17 protein-coding genes are annotated in these 17,659 nt (G+C 70.2%); 12 read left to right on the forward strand and 5 right to left on the reverse strand.

All coding sequences use genetic code 11. The features are described 5' to 3' along the window. Positions 1 to 13: 13 nt before the first annotated feature. From KZI27_RS10810 to KZI27_RS10820, 3 genes are all read left to right on the forward strand, one after another. Positions 14 to 1,321, forward strand: a complete 1,308-nt coding sequence (locus KZI27_RS10810) for an MFS transporter (protein WP_222657659.1) — start codon at positions 14 to 16, stop codon at positions 1,319 to 1,321. Next, a complete protein-coding gene (locus KZI27_RS10815; protein WP_261783864.1) occupies positions 1,318 to 3,603 on the forward strand; it encodes a beta-glucosidase in 2,286 nt (761 codons plus the stop codon). Before KZI27_RS10810 ends, KZI27_RS10815 begins: the two co-directional genes overlap by 4 nt. Positions 3,604 to 3,676: 73 nt before the next feature. After that, a complete protein-coding gene (locus KZI27_RS10820; RefSeq protein WP_181437404.1) occupies positions 3,677 to 4,627 on the forward strand; it encodes an AEC family transporter in 951 nt (316 codons plus the stop codon). Positions 4,628 to 4,820: 193 nt separating this feature from the next. On the opposite strand, the gene KZI27_RS10825 is transcribed toward KZI27_RS10820, so the two are convergent. Continuing rightward, positions 4,821 to 5,408, reverse strand: a complete 588-nt coding sequence (locus KZI27_RS10825; protein WP_111084097.1) for a cysteine hydrolase — start codon at positions 5,406 to 5,408, stop codon at positions 4,821 to 4,823. A 164-nt stretch (positions 5,409 to 5,572) separates the two neighbouring features. On the opposite strand from KZI27_RS10825, the gene KZI27_RS10830 reads away from it, so the two are divergent. From KZI27_RS10830 to KZI27_RS10865, 8 genes are all read left to right on the forward strand, one after another. Further along, positions 5,573 to 6,484, forward strand: a complete 912-nt coding sequence (locus KZI27_RS10830; protein ID WP_181437403.1) for a winged helix-turn-helix domain-containing protein — start codon at positions 5,573 to 5,575, stop codon at positions 6,482 to 6,484. A gap of 71 nt (positions 6,485 to 6,555) precedes the next feature. Continuing rightward, positions 6,556 to 7,563, forward strand: a complete 1,008-nt coding sequence (gene add / locus KZI27_RS10835) for an adenosine deaminase (protein WP_222657660.1) — start codon at positions 6,556 to 6,558, stop codon at positions 7,561 to 7,563. Beyond that, the gene (locus KZI27_RS10840) at positions 7,563 to 8,072 is read left to right on the forward strand and encodes a flavin reductase family protein (protein ID WP_222657661.1); all 510 of its coding nucleotides are present in this window, start codon (positions 7,563 to 7,565) and stop codon (positions 8,070 to 8,072) included. Before add ends, KZI27_RS10840 begins: the two co-directional genes overlap by 1 nt. 119 nt (positions 8,073 to 8,191) lie before the next feature. Then, positions 8,192 to 9,166 carry an ABC transporter substrate-binding protein gene (locus tag KZI27_RS10845; protein WP_222657662.1) on the forward strand — a complete coding sequence of 325 codons (975 nt, stop codon included), beginning with the start codon at positions 8,192 to 8,194 and terminating at the stop codon, positions 9,164 to 9,166. After that, a complete protein-coding gene (locus KZI27_RS10850) occupies positions 9,163 to 10,029 on the forward strand; it encodes an ABC transporter permease (RefSeq protein ID WP_222657663.1) in 867 nt (288 codons plus the stop codon). Before KZI27_RS10845 ends, KZI27_RS10850 begins: the two co-directional genes overlap by 4 nt. Further along, entirely contained in the window at positions 10,026 to 10,811 is a 786-nt protein-coding gene (locus KZI27_RS10855; protein WP_222657664.1) for an ABC transporter ATP-binding protein, read from the forward strand. Before KZI27_RS10850 ends, KZI27_RS10855 begins: the two co-directional genes overlap by 4 nt. Next, positions 10,808 to 11,905, forward strand: a complete 1,098-nt coding sequence (locus KZI27_RS10860; RefSeq protein WP_222657665.1) for an adenosine deaminase family protein — start codon at positions 10,808 to 10,810, stop codon at positions 11,903 to 11,905. Before KZI27_RS10855 ends, KZI27_RS10860 begins: the two co-directional genes overlap by 4 nt. After that, entirely contained in the window at positions 11,902 to 13,281 is a 1,380-nt protein-coding gene (locus KZI27_RS10865; RefSeq protein WP_222657666.1) for an NtaA/DmoA family FMN-dependent monooxygenase, read from the forward strand. The genes KZI27_RS10860 and KZI27_RS10865 overlap by 4 nt, the downstream gene beginning before the upstream one ends. 89 nt (positions 13,282 to 13,370) lie before the next feature. Here the strand turns inward: KZI27_RS10865 and KZI27_RS10870 are convergent, their stop codons facing one another. Together KZI27_RS10870 and KZI27_RS10875 are read right to left on the reverse strand one after the other, a co-directional pair. Further along, positions 13,371 to 14,156 carry a (S)-acetoin forming diacetyl reductase gene (locus KZI27_RS10870; protein WP_111084088.1) on the reverse strand — a complete coding sequence of 262 codons (786 nt, stop codon included), beginning with the start codon at positions 14,154 to 14,156 and terminating at the stop codon, positions 13,371 to 13,373. A gap of 88 nt (positions 14,157 to 14,244) precedes the next feature. Further along, positions 14,245 to 14,691, reverse strand: a complete 447-nt coding sequence (locus KZI27_RS10875; RefSeq protein ID WP_111084087.1) for a MarR family winged helix-turn-helix transcriptional regulator — start codon at positions 14,689 to 14,691, stop codon at positions 14,245 to 14,247. A gap of 158 nt (positions 14,692 to 14,849) precedes the next feature. Here KZI27_RS10875 and KZI27_RS10880 point away from each other — a divergent pair, with 158 nt between their 5' ends. After that, a complete protein-coding gene (locus KZI27_RS10880; RefSeq protein WP_222657667.1) occupies positions 14,850 to 15,611 on the forward strand; it encodes an SDR family NAD(P)-dependent oxidoreductase in 762 nt (253 codons plus the stop codon). Here KZI27_RS10880 and KZI27_RS10885 read toward each other — a convergent pair. Continuing rightward, positions 15,596 to 17,047 carry an MFS transporter gene (locus KZI27_RS10885; RefSeq protein ID WP_261783866.1) on the reverse strand — a complete coding sequence of 484 codons (1,452 nt, stop codon included), beginning with the start codon at positions 17,045 to 17,047 and terminating at the stop codon, positions 15,596 to 15,598. The genes KZI27_RS10880 and KZI27_RS10885 overlap by 16 nt on opposite strands. 135 nt (positions 17,048 to 17,182) lie before the next feature. After that, positions 17,183 to 17,605 (reverse strand): winged helix-turn-helix transcriptional regulator, encoded by a 423-nt coding sequence (locus tag KZI27_RS10890; RefSeq protein ID WP_222657668.1) that lies wholly within the window; start codon positions 17,603 to 17,605, stop codon positions 17,183 to 17,185. Between the last annotated feature and the right edge of the window lie 54 nt (positions 17,606 to 17,659).

Consider the following 17,659-nt stretch of genomic DNA (forward strand, 5'->3'; position numbering starts at 1 on the left):
CAACGGAGTAGCCATGATCGATTCCCCGGTGCCCACCGCAGCGGCATCCCGCGCCCTGGACACACCCACTCGGAACATCCAACTGACCGGCCAACAGATCGGCGGCTGGTTCGTCGCGCGGTACATCGCCGCGATGATCGGCATCTACGTCGCCCTCGTGACGCCCGCGTCGGTGACCCTCGCGATCCGCGTCGGACAGCTCGACCCCGACGGCAAGGCCGGCTCGCTGGCTCTCGTCGCAAGTGTCGGAGCAGCCGCCGCGCTCTTCGCGAACCCGATCTTCGGCGCCATGAGCGATCGCTCGACATCGCGGTTCGGGCAACGCCGGCCCTACATCATCACCGGCTTCGTGATCGGCGGCGCAGCGGTCTTCGCCATCGGGTTCGCACCGAACATCGCCCTCGTGGCCGTCGGTTGGGCCCTCGCGCAGGTCGCGTTCAACGCGGCGCTCGCGGCCTTCATCGCCGTCATGCCCGAGCGCGTCCCCACTGCGCTGCGCGGTCGGGTCTCGGGCTTCATGGGGATGACCGGCCAGGTCGGCGTGGTCGGTGGGACCTTCCTCGCCCAGATCGTCGGTACCGACGGGGCCGGGATGTTCATCTGGCCGGCGGTCGTCGGCGCGCTGCTCGTGCTCCCGTTCGTGCTCACCCTCCGCGAACACCCGCGCAGCCGCGACGAGGTCGGTTGCTTCACGCTCTCCACCGTCTTCTCCGCGCTCTGGATCAACCCCTTCCAGCACCGTGACTTCGGCTTCGCGTGGGCCGGCCGGTTCCTGGCGTGGACCTCGCTCTACCTGCTCACGACCTACAAGACGTACTTCCTCATCGACCACCTCGGGTACACCACCGAGGACGTCGCGCCGATCCTCACCCTCGCGATGTTCGTGCTCGCGGTCGGTGTCGCGGTGTCGAGCATCGGCGGTGGTTGGCTGTCGGACCGGATCGGCCGCCGCAAGCCGTTCGTGATCCTCGCGTCGCTCCTGTTCGTCGCGGCGATGCTCGTCGTGGCCTTCTCGACCAGCGTCGAGATGTTCCTCGTGGGCATCGCCATCGCGGGGCTCGGCAACGGCCTCTACCTCGGGGTCGACTACGCGCTCGTGGCCGAGATCCTCCCGGACAGCTCGGTGGCTGCGGCGAAGGGGATGGGCGTGTTCAACCTGTCGAGCACGATCCCGCAGACCATCGCCCCGCTCCTCGCGCCGGCGCTCCTCCTCATCGCGTCCGACGGCGGTTCAGGCAACTACACGTCCCTGTACCTGTGCGCGGCGGCACTCTCGCTCGCCGGCGCGCTGCTCATCCAGTTCATCCGAGGGGTCCGATGACCGACACCATGTCCGCCCGTGCTGACGCAGCCGTTCCCGAAATGCCCGAGACGGGTGAGATCGACCGTCTCCGTGCGGCGCTGACGACCGGCGCCGACTACTGGACGACACCGGAGGCCCTCGGCGTCCGGAGCCTGCGGCTCGCCGACGGACCGCACGGACTCCGAGTCCAGGACGACGAGAACCCCGATCACCTGGGACTCGAACGGTCCGCTCCGGCGACCTGCTTCCCGCCGGCCGTCACCCTCGCGTCGTCGTGGGACCCCGAACTCGTCGAACAGGTGGGCGCAGCGCTCGGGCGCGAGGCCCGGGGCGCCGGTGTCGACATCGTCCTCGGACCGGGCCTGAACATCAAGCGCAGCCCGCTGTGCGGGCGCAACTTCGAGTACATGTCGGAGGACCCACTGCTCGCCGGCGTGATGGCCGGAGCGATGGTGAACGGACTGCAGGGCGTCGGCGTCGCCGCGTGCCTGAAGCACTTCGCGGCGAACAACCAGGAGACCGATCGACTCCGTGTGAGCGCCGAGATCGACGAGCGGACACTGCGCGAGATCTACCTCAGAGCGTTCCAGATCGCGGTCGTCGAGTCGACACCGTGGTCGGTGATGTCGGCGTACAACCGGATCAACGGCGTGTTCGCGTCCGAGAACCGCTGGCTGCTCACGGACGTCCTCCGGCAGGAGTGGGGGTTCGACGGCGTCGTCGTGTCCGACTGGGGCGCGGTGCACGACCCGGTCGCAGCCGTCGCCGCGGGGCTGGACCTCCGCATGCCCGGTCGGCCGGAGGACCCACGGGTCGCGGAGGCGCTCGCGGACGGTGCCCTGGACGGAGCCACTGTCGACGCTTCGATCCAACGCCTGCGGCTCCTGGCGGACCGAACACGGAGCGACGGTCGCGACGTTCCGGCGCCCGATCTGGCCGCACACCACGAGCTGACCCGTCGCGCCGGAGCCGAGTCGGCCGTGCTCCTGACGAACGACGGCGTGCTGCCGGTGGCGCTCCGCGCGGGGTTGCGCGTCGCCGTCCTCGGGGAGCTCGCGCGTGCTCCGCGGTACCAGGGAGCCGGCAGCTCACGGGTGAACCCGACCCGCGTCGTGACCGCGGTCGAGGAGCTCACGCGTCGCGCACACGCCGCGGAAGCCCTCGTCGAGTTCGTCCCGGGCTACTCGCTCGAGCGCGGCGCGACCACCGAGGAGGACCTCGACGCGGCCGTTGCCGCGGCACAGCGGGCGGACGTCGTCCTGCTCTTCCTCGGGCTCCCGGGCGAGTACGAGGCCGAGGGGCGAGACCGCACGGACATCGACCTCCCCGCCGACCAGCTCGAGCTTCTCGAACGCCTCCGAGACGTCGACACGCCCGTCGTGGCATCCCTGTCGAACGGATCGGCCGTGACGACAGCTGGATGGCGAGGAGCAGTCAACGCGATCGTCGAGTTCTGGCTGACGGGACAAGCGAACGGCGAGACGATCGCCGACGTGCTGCTCGGCGACGCGAACCCCGGTGGCAAGTTGGCGGAGACCATCCCCGTCCGGCTGGAGGACACCCCCTCGTTCTCGGAGTTCCCTGGAGAGCACGGGACGGTGCGCTACTCCGAGGGGGTGCACGTCGGGTACCGCTGGTACGCGACCCGCGACGTGGCGGTGGACCACGCGTTCGGGCACGGACTCTCCTACACGGAGTTCGCCTACGAAGACCTGCGGGTGGACGTCCGGGACGAAGCGGACGACACGGCGTTCGAGGTCGTCGTCCGTCTGCGCAACGTGGGCGGACGAGCGGGGAGCGAGGTCGTGCAGGTCTACGTCACCGACGAGACCGGCGATGTGACCGTGCCCGCGCTCGAGCTGCGCGGCTGGTCGAAGGTGCGGCTCGACGTCGGTGAGACGAAGGACGTCCGTGTTCCGGTCCGGCGTGAGACGCTGCGGCACTGGCACACCGGTGTCGGCGCATGGGTGTTCGGTGGTGGGCCGCTCGTGGTGCACGTCGGGGGTTCCTCGGCAGCGCTCGCGCTGGATCGTCGGGTCCTCGTCCCGGGGACCCCGGTGGTCGTGCCGCTCACCCCGGAGTCCACCTTCGCGGAGTGGCTCGACCACCCGGAAGCCGGGCCCCGCCTGACGGCGTTGATCGACGAGCGCGGTGGGCTCGGTGGACGGATCGGCGACCTGTACGCCGACGAGGCCGGCCGCGACTCGGCAGTCGGGTTCCCGCTCGCGACCATCGTCGAGTTCCCCGGGGTCCCGCTCGTTGCCGCCGACGTCGACCGCCTCCTCCGGGAGATCGGTTGACCGGACGCGGCAGCGACCGCCCTCGGATGGCCGACGCCACGGCTTCGGCGGGGCCGCGCACGGGGACGGTACGGTGAACCTCGCCAACGCGGCGTCGGTCGCCACCGGGTACGGCTCGGTCGCGGTGGTGCTCGTCCTCGGCTACGCGATCCGCCGGGGGAACGTCGTGCCGGCCTCCTCCGAGGCTGTCCTCAACCGCCTGACACTCGCCGTCACCACTCCCGCGCTGTACTTCACGATCCTGGTGCGGGCAGACCCTGACACCCTGGTGTCGTCGTTCACGCTCGCTTCGCTGCTGCCCCTGGTCTGCGGCGCGCTCCTCACGACTGCTGCGCTCGCCGTCCGCGGCCGGCGGCGGTTCGCCGACGTCGCGGTGCTCGCCGGGACGAGCATCTACACAAACGTGGGCAACATCGGAGTACCGATCGCCACGGCCGTCCTCGGGTCGGCGACGTTCATCGCACCGATGATCCTCATCCAGGTCCTGGTCGTCTCACCGGCCCTGCTCATCGTCCTCGAGACGACGAGGGACCGCGGTGCCCCGTTACGATCGGTGCTCCGACGACCCTTCCGGAACCCGATCATCGTTTCAGCGGTCGTCGGGGTCGCGGTCCTCCTCGCCCGTGTGCCCGTGCCCGACCCGGTCCTGCGGCCCGTCGACCTCGTCGGGCAGGCCGCCATCCCGATCATGTTGATCGCGTTCGGCATGTCCCTCGCCGGGCGGCGGTCGGTCGAGGAGCCGTCCGGGAGCGGACGAGCACGGGCGACGGCCGACGTCGTCGTGCCCACCGTCGTGAAGGTGCTCGTCGTGCCTGCGCTGACACTCGGCACGGGTCTCCTGTTCGGCCTCTCGGGAACCCCGCTCCTCGCTCTGGTGGTCATCGCGGCGCTCCCGACCGCGCAGAACATCTACGCCATCGCAGCGGACTTCGGGGTCGGAGCCCGCACCGTTCGACGGATCGTGCTCGTCAGCACCGGGGTTTCCTTCCCGGTTGCACTCGCAGCAGCGACGTTCCTCGGCTGACCGGGGCCCTGAGCCGGAGCGACGTCTTCGGTCCCGTCGGCTTCGCGGCACGTCGCGCTCCGACCGCGCATTCACCGGACGTGGAGCCGTCGTGGCCTCGGCCTGCACGAAGTGAGACCCCTGCCCGATCGAACGGGCAGGGGTCTCCTGTGCGGGGAGCGGCTCGCACTCACCGGGGCCATCGCGTCAGGGATCAGACGGCGAGGTCCGCGACGACCTCGTCGGTGGTCGTCACCGTCGCGATGTTCTGCAGCGCGAAGTTCAGTGCTGCGTGCTGCCAGTCCTCGCTCAGGCTGGAGGTCGCGTCGGAGACGATGGTCACGGCGTAGCCGTGATCCGCAGCGTCACGCACACTGTGCTCGACGGCCATGTTCGTCCACGCGCCGACGACGACGACGTGGTCGACGCCGAGGTTGCGGAGCATGAAGTCGATACCCGTGCCGTTGAAGACGCTCATCCGGTTGCGGTCGAGAACGATGTCTCCGTCGACCGGGGTCAACTCGTCGACGATCTGCGCGCCCCAGCTTCCGAGCTTGAAGGACTCCGGGCCCAGCATGCGGAAGATCGGCGCGTTCGACCCGCCGAGTTCGCCGGGGTACACGACGATCCGGTTGTGGAAGACCGTCGATCCGGAGGTCCGGGCGGCCTCAGTGATGCGACGGACGTTCTCGATGACGTTCTGCGACGCCGCGTGTGCAGCTGCGCCGGTCTCGGCGAAGGCGCCTTCTGCGTGGACGGTGTCGTTCTGCATGTCGACGACGAGGACTGCTGTGGTGGTCACGGTGCTCCGATCAGTTCGAGTTCCAGGAAAGTCTATTCCATGTAATCAAAAGGTCCACCGCAGTCCGGCACCCTGCCGAGTCGCTCGACGATTCCCCGTCCTCCGTCGTGTTGAATCGACGAGGGGTCATGCCGCACCAGGCGCGGCGACGGAGAGGAGAAGCGGTGGATCGGGGCGAGGACCCGCTCATCGGACTCGTTGTGGACCACCCGCGGATCACGAGTCGGCGGATCGCGGAGGAACTGGGCGTCGCCGAGTCGACCGCGCGGACGCGGCTCGGTCGACTGATCGCGAGCGGGCGGCTGCGACCGACCGTGCTCGTTCACCCCGATGTGGCCGGCCGACCTGCGCTCGCGTCGCTCCGCATCCAACTCGAGGACAGCTGCTCACCGGAATCCTTCCTCGACGCGGGGGTGCTCGCGACCGCACCGTGGTCGGCACGCGAAGCGGACAGTGGCGCTCTGCGCGTCCAGGTCGCCGCGCCGGACCTCGATGCTCTGACCGTCGTCGTCGATGCGGTACGGTCCCAGCCCGGCGCGCTGGGGATCGCCACGTCGGTGCTCTGGCGGGTCCACGTCGGAGCCCGGTGGGAGGCCGACCGTCCCGACGACGCCATCTGGGCATCACGACCCCGCCGTGCCGTCGACGTCGTCGACGCAGCGCTGATCGCGCTGCTGCGGGACGATGGTCGAGCGAGCTTCACGAACCTCGGCGCGGCGGTGGGCCTGACCGTCACCGCGACCCGGCGGCGCGTACTCCGCTTGGTCGAGGACGGTCTCATCCGGTTCGCGACGCTGCTCGACCACCCCGGAGCGCTCCGGTCGGAGGCATCGGTCGACCTGGATGTCCGTCCGGACCGGCTTGCCGCGGTCACCCAGCGTCTCCTGCGGCAGGACGCCGTGCGGTACGTCGTCGAACAGACGGGCCCGTGGCCGCTCGCCTGCTTCGTCGTGGCGCCCGACACCGCCGAGTTGGCTCGCGCGGTGGCCTCGATCACGGTGGACGTGGACGTGCGGGACGCGCGGACGACCCCGCTCCTCACGGTTCGCGACCGGATGACGTGGGTCGAGGCCTGATCCACCGCTTCGTAACATGCCGGAAACAGCACCGCCCTTCCAACGTCACGTGGGTCGTGTTTTCTGGCACGATGAACCGTTCTGATACAAGAACCGTTGACCGCAAGGACCTCAGGCGGCTCCCGAAAGCGCACCTGCACGTCCATCTGGAGGCGGTGCCCCGAGCAACGACCGCGCGGGATCTGCTCGCAGCAGCGGGCCTGCCGGACCTCGAGTTGCCGTACCGCGGCGGTTTCGCTGGATTCGCGGCGGCCTACACGGCGCTCGCGGCTGTCCTTGCCGATCCGGCGGCGATGCGGCGCGTGATCGGCGAGGCGGCCGAGGACGCCTTCGACGAGGGCGTCGTCGCGCTGGAACTCGCCGTGAGTCCGCAGTTCGCCGTCGACGCCGGCCACACGGTCGAGGAGGTGTTGGCCGTCATGACCGAAGCCGCGCTCGACTCCTCGCGCTACACCGGGGTGTCGGTCAGGCTCATGGTCACGGTGGACCGGACACGATCCCCAGAGGAGGCCGAGTGCTTGGTACGCGCCGCCGTCGCGCACGCCGGCAGGGGAGTGGTGTCACTCGGGCTCGCCAACGACGAGGTCGGCCACCCGGCGACGCCGTTCGCCCGGGCCTTCGCGCTCGGCCGGGCCGCCGGGCTCCGCGTGGCGCCGCACGCGGGCGAGCTGGTGGGGCCGGACGCCGTCCGGGAAGCGATCGACGTCCTGGGCGCCGATCGCGTCCAGCACGGTGTCCGGGCCGTCGAGGACCCGGTGCTCGTCGAACGGCTCGCGCGGGAGGGTGTGCAGCTCGACGTGTGTCCGACCTCGAACGTCGCGCTCGGCGTCGTGTCGACCCTCAGCGTCCATCCGCTCCGCGCGTTGCTCAGCGCCGGGGTCCCCTGTTCCATCAACGCGGACGACCCACTCCTGTTCGGCACCACCGTCCTCGGCGAGTACGAACTGGCACGGCGCGATCTCGGCCTGTCTGACGATGAGCTCGCCACGTGTGCTCGCACCTCGATCCGAGCGGCGAGCATGCCCGACGCGCTCCGGGGTGCGGCTCTCGATGCCATCGACACCTGGGTGCGTGCCTGATGGAGTCGACGCCACCAGCTGCCGCGGACCTCGGCGTGCGCGACGCGTTCGCCGCGTACCCGACCGGTCTGGTCGCACTGGCGGCGGAGCAGGGCGGAGAAGTCGAGGTGATGATCGCATCGTCGTTCTCGGTGGGTGTGTCCCAGGAGCCTCCGCTCGCATCAGTGGCGCTGCAGCGAACGTCCAGGACGTGGCCCGTGCTGGGGCGCGCAGCACGGATCGGTGTGTCGGTGCTGTCCACGGGGCAGGGCGCGCTGACCCGGCAGATCGCGTCACGTGACCGTGACGGCCGGCTCGTCGGCGTCGATCTCGATCGGCTGCCCGGCGGCGCGGTCGTCCTGGCCGGCTGTGCCGCGTGGTACGAGACCGAGGTGCACGAGGTGCACGCGGTCGGCGACCACGACCTCGTGCTGCTGCGTGTCCTGGGGTTCGGCGTCGACCACGGGACGGAGCCCCTCGTCTGGCGTCTCCGGCGCCGATGGCACGCAGCAGCGGATTTACACGCCTGAAACGCAAGCGGCATCCAGAGGGAACACACATCGCTTTTACTGTCGAAATGACCCCCAGATTGACCAAAACAGCAAGTCGTCGCCCCAGACGCATCCTCGGAGTCGTCACGATGGTGGCTGTGTCCGCCGTCGTCGTCGCCGGGTGCGCTTCCAAGCCCTCCGCATCTACGGACGGCGGCCTCACGAAGATCGACTTCGCCCTGAGCTTCCTGCCGGACCCGGACCTGAACGGACTGGCGTACGCGCAGCAGCACGGCCTGTTCCGCAAGGCAGGACTCGAGGTCGACCTCCTGCCCTGGGGCTCGACGGCTCCGGAGGCACTGGTGTCGTCGGGGCAGGCACAGCTCGGGTTCGCCACCGACGTGCGGACGGCGCTGCTCGCCGACGCAGCCGGTTCGGACCTCGTGTCCCTCGGAGCGGTCTACCAGCACTCGCCCTACGTGCTCACGACCCTCGCCTCGGCCGGGTACTCATCGCCGAAGGAGCTCGCCGGCAAGGTGTACGGCGGCTTCGGTTCGCCGATGGAGGTCGCCGTCGTGAACGAGATGATCGAGCACGACGGCGGCACGAAGGACGCGGACGCCGTCACACTGAGCACCGCCGCTTTCGACGCGCTCAAGTCGGAGCGGGTCGACACCGTGCTGTCGTTCCCGAACGAGATCGCCGAGTTCGGGTTGCAGGGCCCGAAGGTGACGACGTGGAATCCGATCGACTACGGGGTGCCCGACGGCTACGCGACGGTCGTCATCTCCAGCAACTCGTACCTGAAGGCGCATCCGGACGTCGCGAAGAAGTTCATGCACGCGTTCCAGGCGGGCTACGAGGCCGCTCTGGACGACCCGGATGCCGCCGACGACGCCCTCATGAAGACCTGGCCCAAGGACCTCGACCGGAAGGTGGTCGACGTGGTGAGCAGGGAGCAGACGGAGGATCTCTACCGCAGCGAGGACGGCGTCGTGAACTCCCAGAGCGTCGACCGCTGGCAGGAGAACGCCGATTGGCTGATCGAGCAGGGCCTGCTCAAGGACAGCACCGGGAAGGTGCTCAAGGCGTACGACGTCTCCGACCTCGTCACGAACGAGTACCTGCGATGACCGACACTGCGCTGGTCGGCCAGACCACTGCACCCGATCGCGAAGTCCGGGTCATCTCCGGTACTGGCGCTGCGCGGCTTCGCGCCGCGTCGTCCCGCTCTCGCGCCGTGAACGTCGTCGCTCCGACGGCGACGCTCGTCGGCTTGCTCGTGATCTGGCAGATCGTGACCACCGTCGGGGACGTCGACCCGACGGTCCTCCCGTCCCCGGTGCGCGTCGTCACGAGCGGCTGGGGAGAGCGTGCCGCACTCGCTGCGGCGACGGTGCCCACCCTCACCATCAGTGTCCTGGGACTGCTCGCCGCGTGTCTGGTCGCGGTCGTCGCCGCATCGGCCCTGACCTTCGTCGCACCGCTCCGGCAGACGCTCCTGCCACTGCTCATCGCCGCGCAGTCCGTACCGATCGTCGTGCTCGCACCGCTGTTCGTGATCTGGTTCGGCTTCGACTCGGGCCCGAAGATCCTGCTCGTCGCGATCGTGAGCATGCTCCCGATGACGATCTCGACCTTGCAAGGGCTGATCGGAGCCGACCCCAAGGCGGTCACCCTGATGCGGTCGATGGGTGCGTCGACGTGGCAGGTGTTCGTCCGGCTCCGTGTCCCGAGCGCCCTCGGCCACTTCGTCACCGGGCTCCGGATCGTCTCGAGCTTCGTCGTCGTGTCGGCGATCTTCAGTGAGTACGTGGGTGCCCGGGACGGTCTGGGCATCTACATGCAGCTGCAGAAGAACCTCTTCCGGACCGACCTGGTCTTCGCGGCCGTGGTGATCAGCATCGTCATCGGACTCGCGCTCTTCGCGCTCTCCTACGTCGTCGAGGCGCTCGTCATGCCGTGGGAACGGCGCAGGAAGGCGGTGCAGCGATGAGTGAACCGCTGCTCAGGATCGAGCACGTCGCGAAGTCGTTCACCGCCCCGGGCGGCCAGCGCACGGAGGTGCTGCGCGACATCGAGATGGAGCTGGCGCCAGGCGAGTTCGTCTCGGTCGTCGGACCGAGCGGGTCGGGCAAGTCGACCCTGTTCAACGTGCTCGCCGAACTCGTGGCGCCCACGTCCGGCAGCGTGCGGTACACGGGGCCCACGACGGGCGGCCAGCCGTTCTCCGCGTACATGCCACAGGAGGACCTGCTCTTCCCGTGGCTGACTGTGGAGGACAACGCCGCGCTCGGGCTCGTGCTCCAAGGAGCGTCGAAGCGGGACGCCCGCGACCGGGTCCGCGGCCTCCTCGACACGTTCCGGCTGGGCGGTCGCGCGAGGGCGTACCCGTTCGAGTTGTCCGGCGGCATGCGACAGCGCGTGGCGCTTCTCCGGACGATCGTCCAGGACCGGCCGGTGCTGCTGCTCGACGAACCGTTCGGCGCGCTCGACTACCTGACCAGGACGGAGCTGCAGCTCTGGCTCGCCGACCTCTGCGTCCGGGACGGACTGTCGGTCATCCTCATCACGCACGACGTACCCGAGGCGCTGTTCCTGTCGGACCGGGTGCACGTGCTGTCCAACCGGCCGGCCGTCGTGCGGACGGTACTGGAGCAGGCAGAGCCGCGACCGCGTCCGTTGTCGTACATGGAGACGGACGAGTTCCGACGCAGCGAACTGCTCCTGCTCGAACAGCTCACGCACAGCGCCTCGGAACGCAGCGAGGTGCTGTGAACACCGCGACACCGGTCGACAACGACTGGACCGCGGAGGGGCGCGGCGAGCCGGACGAGTCCTACCTGCTCGACGTCCTGGCCAGGCGGTTGCCACGGGCCGAACTGCACATGCACCTCACCGGTGCGCTCCGCCGTTCGTTCGTCGGTGGCGGGACCGATGGGGTGCGGTCCGAGCGGCGCTGGGACTACGCCGACGTCCCCGACTTCTTCGTGCGCCACCACGAGTTCGCGGCGGAGCTCCGCACCGCGGAGCGGGTGCATGCGGCGACGCTGCACGTCCTGGGGAACGCCGTCGACACCGGCTGCCGGCACGTCGAACTCTCGGTGAACCACGTCGAGAGCCGGGTCGGCGGACTCCCGACCGCGACGTTCCTGGACGCCGTGGGCGATGCGTTCGCGAAAATGGCCGACCGGACCGGACTCAGCGGCGGGATCGTGTTCGCGACCGATCGGAACAGCGGACCCGACGTGGCCACGGACGCCCTCACCGAGGTGCTCGCGGCGCGCCGACGGGGCGTGCCCGTCCTCGGGATCGGCAACGACGGATCACCGTCGCGCGCGCTCGGTGACTTCGCAACGGTGTTCGCACGTGCGCGCGACGCCGGCCTGCGGACCACGGCGCACGCGAACAAGGCCCAGGACGTGCTCGACGTCCTGGAACTCGGCCTCGACCGCATCGACCACGCGTGGGAGCTCGGCGGGCGGCCGGACCTGCAGCGGCGGGTCGCCGACGCGGGCACACCCGTGACCATGGCGCTGTCGAGCTGCCTCGTGATGCTGCCAGGGCTCTTCCCCACGGCGTCGGCGTTCCCGTTCCAGCAGCTCCGCGACGCCGGGGTGCAGGTGTCGCTGCACACCGACGACCCAGCGATGTTCCACACGGACTCCGCGCAGGAGTACCGGCTCGCGAGCCGGACCTGGGGCTGGGACCGTCAGACCACGGCCGCCGTCGCCGCCGCGTCCCTCGACGCGGCATGGCTCGCGACCGACGACCCGCGCCGGGAGGACTGGCGCCGGGAGACCGGAGCACTCATCCGGGACCCGCGAAGGATCCCCGAACACGAACACGAACAGGATTGGCGAACCGCATGAAGGACCTCATCCTCGGGGCGTTCCAGACGATGAACCCCAACGGCACGATCGGGGCCAGCTGGCGCGTGCCCGGCAACACCGACGTCCGGTACCTCGACCTCGACCACTGGACGGGGCTCGGCAAGCGACTCGAGGAGGGCGGGTTCGACTTCCTCTTCTTCGCCGACTCGTACGGCTACCCGATGATCGACGGCGAGGTCATCCCGACCGCGCTCACCGATGCGATGTACATCCCGATGGCGGACCCGATCACGGTCGTCTCCGCCGTGGCGGCCGCCACCGAACGCCTCGGCATCGTGGTCACGTCGTCGACCACGGTCGAGCGTCCCGCATCGGTTGCGCGACGGTACGGCACCCTCGACCACTTCACACGTGGACGCATCGGCTGGAACATCGTCACCGGTGCAGCGCAGGCTTCCTCCGCGGAGCTCTTCGGCGAGCCGATGATCGCGCACGACGAGCGGTACGCACAAGCCGAGGACCACCTCGCGATCTGTCTGGGGCTCTGGGAGGGGTCGTGGGACGACGATGCGCTCGTCGAGGACGCTGACGCCGGCGTGTACGCCCGGCCGGACGGCGTCCGCGCGGTCAGGTACGCGGGCCGCCACCTCAGCTCCCGTGGCGTCTTCGGCATCCCGCCCTCGCCGCAACGCTCCCCGCTCCTGCTGCAGGCCGGTACATCGGTGGCCGGTCGTGACTTCGCGGCACGGTACGCCGAAGTGATCTTCATCGGTGGTGGCGACGCGGACCTCATCCGCGACCAGATCGTCGACATCCGTCGCCGAGCGGAAGCGGCCGGTCGCGGCGCGGACGCCCTGCGGTTCCTGGTCGGCGCACACTTCGTCGCGGCGGCAACGACTGAGGAGGCCGAGCACAAACGCGCCGAGATGGTCGCGCTCGCCACCCTCGAGCAGGCCGCCACGACCTACGCCTGGGTCACAGGGATCGACCTCACCGCCTTGCCACTCGACGAACCGATGCCCGACCTGCGCACAGAACAGGGGCAGTCCTCGGTCGACCGGTTCATGGACCCCGCGTCGGGTCGCCGGAAGACGGTCCGACAGGTACTCGAGGAGTACCGCGACAACGGCATCAACGGAACGGTCTTCGTCGGCGACGGCCCCGGCATCGCAGACCAGGTCGCGGCCTTCGTGGACCAGACGGACGCTGACGGGTTCCTGGTGCAGCCGCACGTCACGCCCCAGACCTACGACGACTTCGTCGACTGGGTCGCGCCGGCACTCCGCGTCGCCGGGATGCTGCCCACGGACGTCCGTCCCGGCGTGACGCTACGGGACCGTCTGCTCGGCGCCGGCTCACGGCTGCCGGCATCGCACCCCGCTGCCGCGCTCCGACGGGTCCGGTCCGCTGTGTGACGGACGGGAGGCCCGGTCCCAGCTGGCACCGGGCCTCCCGTCCTGTGGGCTGACGCGTTCCGTGATCGACGCGCGTCGGTCCCGGCAACTCAGTTGAAGACCATGCCGCCGTCGACGATGATCGACTGCCCGGTGATGTAGTCCGAGTCCGAACCGGCGAGGAAGGCGACCACGTTCGCCACGTCACTCGCCTCCGCGAGGCGGTCGAGGGTGATCCCGTCGGTGAACTGCTTCCAACCCCACTCCTCCGGCTGCCCAGCGGACTCGGCGGTCTTCTTCGCGAGGTCCGCCATCAGCGGCGTGCGGACGATCCCCGGCGCGTAGGTGTTGACGGTGATGCCGAACTGCGCAAGGTCCTTCGCAGCCGTCTGCGAGAAGCCACGGACCGCGAACTTGGTGGCGGAGTACAGCGCGATGCCCGGATTGCCCTCGTGTCCTGCCTGGGATGCGGCGCTGATGATCTTCCCACCGTGACCCAGCTCGCGGAACGCCTTCGCCGCGGCCTGGGTCCCCCAGACGACGCCGTTGAAGTTGATCGAGAAGATCTTCTCGAGGCTCTCGGGCGTGATGTCCTCGATGGGGGACTGCGGTGCGATGCCGGCGTTGTTCACGATCACGTCGAACCCACCGAGCTCGCGGACGGTGGTCTCCACCGCAGCGAACACGCTGTCGCGGTCCGACACGTTCACGGGGACGGCGATCGCGCTGCCGGCCTTGCCTCCGAGTCCCTCGGCGACCGCGTTCGCTGTGTCCATGTTGAGGTCGGCGATCGCGACCGCGAACCCGTCGGCGTGGAACCGCTCGACGATCGCCTGTCCGATGCCCTGTCCGCCTCCGGTGACCAGGGCGACCTTGCCGTTCTCGGCGCGGGACATGTGTGCTCCTCTTCGGCCTCCACGGCGGCGTCGGATCTCGGCGCATTCCGTGGAGGAATGTTCCGTGGAGTAATACTACTCCGTCGTCTCAGTCGTCGACCGAGAAGGCGTCCGCGAGGGCAGCAAGGGCTGTGGTCGTCGCGTCGAGTTGCGCCTGCGTGATCGTGTCCGTGCGGCGGCCGAGTTCCTGTCGCGCGGCGCGGAGCCCGTCGGCGAGCGTCTTCCGTCCGGGCTTCGTCATCCGGAGCAGGGAAGACCGGCGGTCGGCGGGGTTCGGGACGCGCTCGGCCAGTCCGGCGCGCTCGAGCCGGTCGACGATCTTGCTCGCGGCCCCGACCGTGATCCCGATCTCGTCGGCGACCTCCTGGACCCGAGCGGACCCGTCGAGTTCGTCGATCGTGCGCAGCGCGGTGATCAGTCCGAGGTTCGTCCCGGTGGCTTCGGAGACCGCCCCGTCGACCGCGCCCCAGAGCCGGATCTCGGCCCGCACCAGGGTGTCGAAGAACCGGAAGCGATCATCAGGACTCGTCGGCACGCGATCATCTTAGGGCGGGCACCACCGAGCACGTGCCGGAATGATGGGCGACGGGCGCCACCGCCGGGTCGGGAGGCGGAGCGCTCGAGGGTGTACGCAGGGCAGTACCGCGTCGACGCGGTGCACGGCGTCGACCACCCGAGGAAGGCGCCCGCCACATGACTTCTCTGTTCGACCTCACCGGCAGGACCGCCCTCGTCACCGGGGGCAACCAGGGACTCGGCCGGGCCTTCGCGTTCGGGCTCGCCGAGGCGGGTGCCCGCGTCGCCATCGTCGGGCGGTCGGCGGACCGGAACGCCCGGGTCGCCGCCGAGGCCGCGGACGCCGGCCACCACTTCGTCACCATCACGGCGGACATCACCGACGGCGCGCAGGTGACGCGCATGACCGAGGAGGCGATGGCGAGCCTGGGTCGGATCGACGTGCTCGTGAACAACGCCGGTACGTGCCACCACCGGGACGCGTTCGACGTCCCCGACAGTGAGTGGGACGACGTGTTCGACCTGAACGTCCGTGCGCTCTGGAAGACGTCGACCGCCATCGGCGCGCACATGCGCGACGCCGGGTCGGGCTCGATCGTGAACATCGGCAGCATGTCGGGCCTCATCGTGAACCGGCCGCAGTGGCAGCCGGCGTACAACGCGTCGAAGGCCGCCGTGCACCACCTGACGAAGTCGCTCGCGGTCGAGTGGGCGCAGTACGGGATCCGCGTGAACGCCGTCGCCCCGGGGTACGTGAAGACCGAGATGGCTCCGGTGGACTCCCCGGAGTTCCGGCGGTACTGGATCGAGGACGCACCGCAGCAGCGGTTCGCCCTGCCCGAGGAGATCGCGCCGAGCGTCGTGTTCCTGGCGAGCGACGCGGCGTCGTTCATCACCGGGTCGGTCCTCGTCGCGGACGGCGGCTACAGCGCCGTCTGAGCCGGTTCGGCCACCGGCGTGCCCGCGCGGGTCCGCGCACGTGCCATCCCGATGCCGACGAGCAGCGCGGCGACGACCGTCAGGACCACGCCCGCCACGGTGATCCCGCCCTCGAAGGCGGCCAGCCGGGCCGCCGTCCACGACGTCGACGCGATGCTGCCGGGCACGAGCAGCGCCAGCACCGTCCCGGTCGCCGCGATGCCCACCGCGGTCGCGAGCTCGCTCGAGGTGTCGACGAGCGCCGCACCGACCGACGTCCGGTTCGACGGCAGGCCCCGGAGCACGTTGTTGCCGGCGACGACCCCGACGACCCGCATGCCCGCGGCGACCAGGACGAGTGCCCCGGCGACCCAGCCGTACCCGGCACGCCCGCCGATGGTGAAGAGCGCGAGCCCGGCCACAACGGCACCGGCGCTCAGCCAGGCCGCGCGGCCGAGGCCGACCCGCTGCACGAAGGGGCCGACGAACCGTCCGGAGGCCAGGAGCACCACCACCTGCGGCAGCGTCGCCGCCGCGGCCAGCGCCGGCGACCAGCCCCAGGCGAACTGCAGCTGCAGCGTCACCAGGTACGACAGGCCGGAGACCGCGAGTCCGGAGGCCGCCTTGTAGGCGAGACCGCTGGCGACGAGCGGACGGGCGAGCAGGCGCAGGTCGAGCAGCGGCTGTGCCGCGGTGCGCTCCCGCTGCACGAAGGCCGCCACCGCCGCGGCCGTCACGACGACCCCGGTCCACCCCGGCCAGGAGGCGCTGCTCGCCTCCGCGAAGAGGGTGGGCGTCCCGAGTGCACCGACCAGGGCCGTGGTGCCGAACAGCGCGCCGGTCACGTCGATCCGGTCGGGGTGCAGGTCCTCCGGTCGGTCAGCGGGGACGCCGGTCCGGATGCCGACGAACGCGAGCGCCGCGATCGGCACGTTCACCAGGAGCAAGGCCTGCCACGGTGCCACCGCGAGGGCGAAGCCGCCCGCCGTCGGTCCGACCGCGAGCCCGACGAGGCCCGCGGTGGAGATGACCGTCAAGGCGCGGACGCGCAGGGCATCGGTGTCGAAGAGCCGGAAGGCCAGGGCCATCGACCCGGGCGTCGTCATGGCCGCTGCGAGCCCCATCAGCGCGCGGACCGCGACGAGTTCGCCGGTCGTGGTGACGAGGGTGGTCGCCAGGGCGGAGAGCGCGAGCAGCACCAGACCGATGAGCATGACCCGACGTCGGCCGAACCGGTCGGCGACCGCGCCGAACAGGAGCATGAGGGCGCCGAACACGACCGAGTAGGCACCGGTGACCCACTGCAGGCCGGTCGTCGACGCGTGGAGTTCTCGGCCGATGGTGGGCAGGGCGACGTTCAGCACCGAGTTGTCGAGCATCTCGAACAGGAAGACGGCGGACAGGCCGGCGAGGGCGATCCCGGCGTCGCGGAGCCGGGCGGGGGAACGGGTGGACACGTGCACTCCTTCGAAGAAGAAGTGGCGACTCGTCCGAGACCGCGTGTGGGTGCCAGGCCGCCGGGGCGACGAGGCGTTTTGCCCTCTGGGAAGACCATACGTCCCGCCGGACGTCCGGTGCAAGCGCGCCGGAGGCTAGCCGGTGACGTCGTAGCGCTCCTGGTGCGCGGCCACCTCGTCGCGGTGGGCTTCCGACCAGCGCTTGAGCTGCCGCACGGTGCCGTGCAGCGAGAGCCCCAGATCCGTGAGTTCGTACGTCACCGTCACGGGCACCGTCGCCGTCGCCGTGCGGACGACGAGACCGTCGCGTTCGAGCGACTTCAGCGTCTGCGACAGCATCTTCGGACTCACGCCCGCCAGGACGCGACCGAGTTCGGAGTACCGCATCGGCCTCGGGTCGCCGTCGCAGTCCGGGCCGCTCCCGCGTGCCGACAGCACGAGCGTCACCCACTTGCCGGAGACCCGTGCGAGCAGCTGCTGGCTCGGGCAGGCTGCCAGGTAGGCGTTGTACTGCGCCTTGGCGTCAGCTCGTCGCTCGGCGGCGGTCGTGGTCGGCACAGGGCGCCTCGGGTAGCAACGCACTTCTGGGTAACTCCTTCCGAACGGGAAGCA

The organism is Curtobacterium sp. TC1, assembly GCF_019844075.1.
GTDB lineage: Bacteria > Actinomycetota > Actinomycetes > Actinomycetales > Microbacteriaceae > Curtobacterium.

What these genes read in the sequence shown, in the direction of transcription:
- KZI27_RS10865 (WP_222657666.1), top strand. Translation starts at nt 11,902, where the DNA reads ATGAAGGACCTCATCCTCGGGGCGTTCCAGACGATGAACCCCAACGGC.
- add (WP_222657660.1), top strand. Translation starts at nt 6,556, where the DNA reads ATGAACCGTTCTGATACAAGAACCGTTGACCGCAAGGACCTCAGGCGG.
- KZI27_RS10850 (WP_222657663.1), top strand. Translation starts at nt 9,163, where the DNA reads ATGACCGACACTGCGCTGGTCGGCCAGACCACTGCACCCGATCGCGAA.
- KZI27_RS10880 (WP_222657667.1), top strand. Translation starts at nt 14,850, where the DNA reads ATGACTTCTCTGTTCGACCTCACCGGCAGGACCGCCCTCGTCACCGGG.
- KZI27_RS10815 (WP_261783864.1), top strand. Translation starts at nt 1,318, where the DNA reads ATGACCGACACCATGTCCGCCCGTGCTGACGCAGCCGTTCCCGAAATG.
- KZI27_RS10840 (WP_222657661.1), top strand. Translation starts at nt 7,563, where the DNA reads ATGGAGTCGACGCCACCAGCTGCCGCGGACCTCGGCGTGCGCGACGCG.
- KZI27_RS10855 (WP_222657664.1), top strand. Translation starts at nt 10,026, where the DNA reads ATGAGTGAACCGCTGCTCAGGATCGAGCACGTCGCGAAGTCGTTCACC.
- KZI27_RS10810 (WP_222657659.1), top strand. Translation starts at nt 14, where the DNA reads ATGATCGATTCCCCGGTGCCCACCGCAGCGGCATCCCGCGCCCTGGAC.
- KZI27_RS10870 (WP_111084088.1), bottom strand. Translation starts at nt 14,156, where the DNA reads ATGTCCCGCGCCGAGAACGGCAAGGTCGCCCTGGTCACCGGAGGCGGA.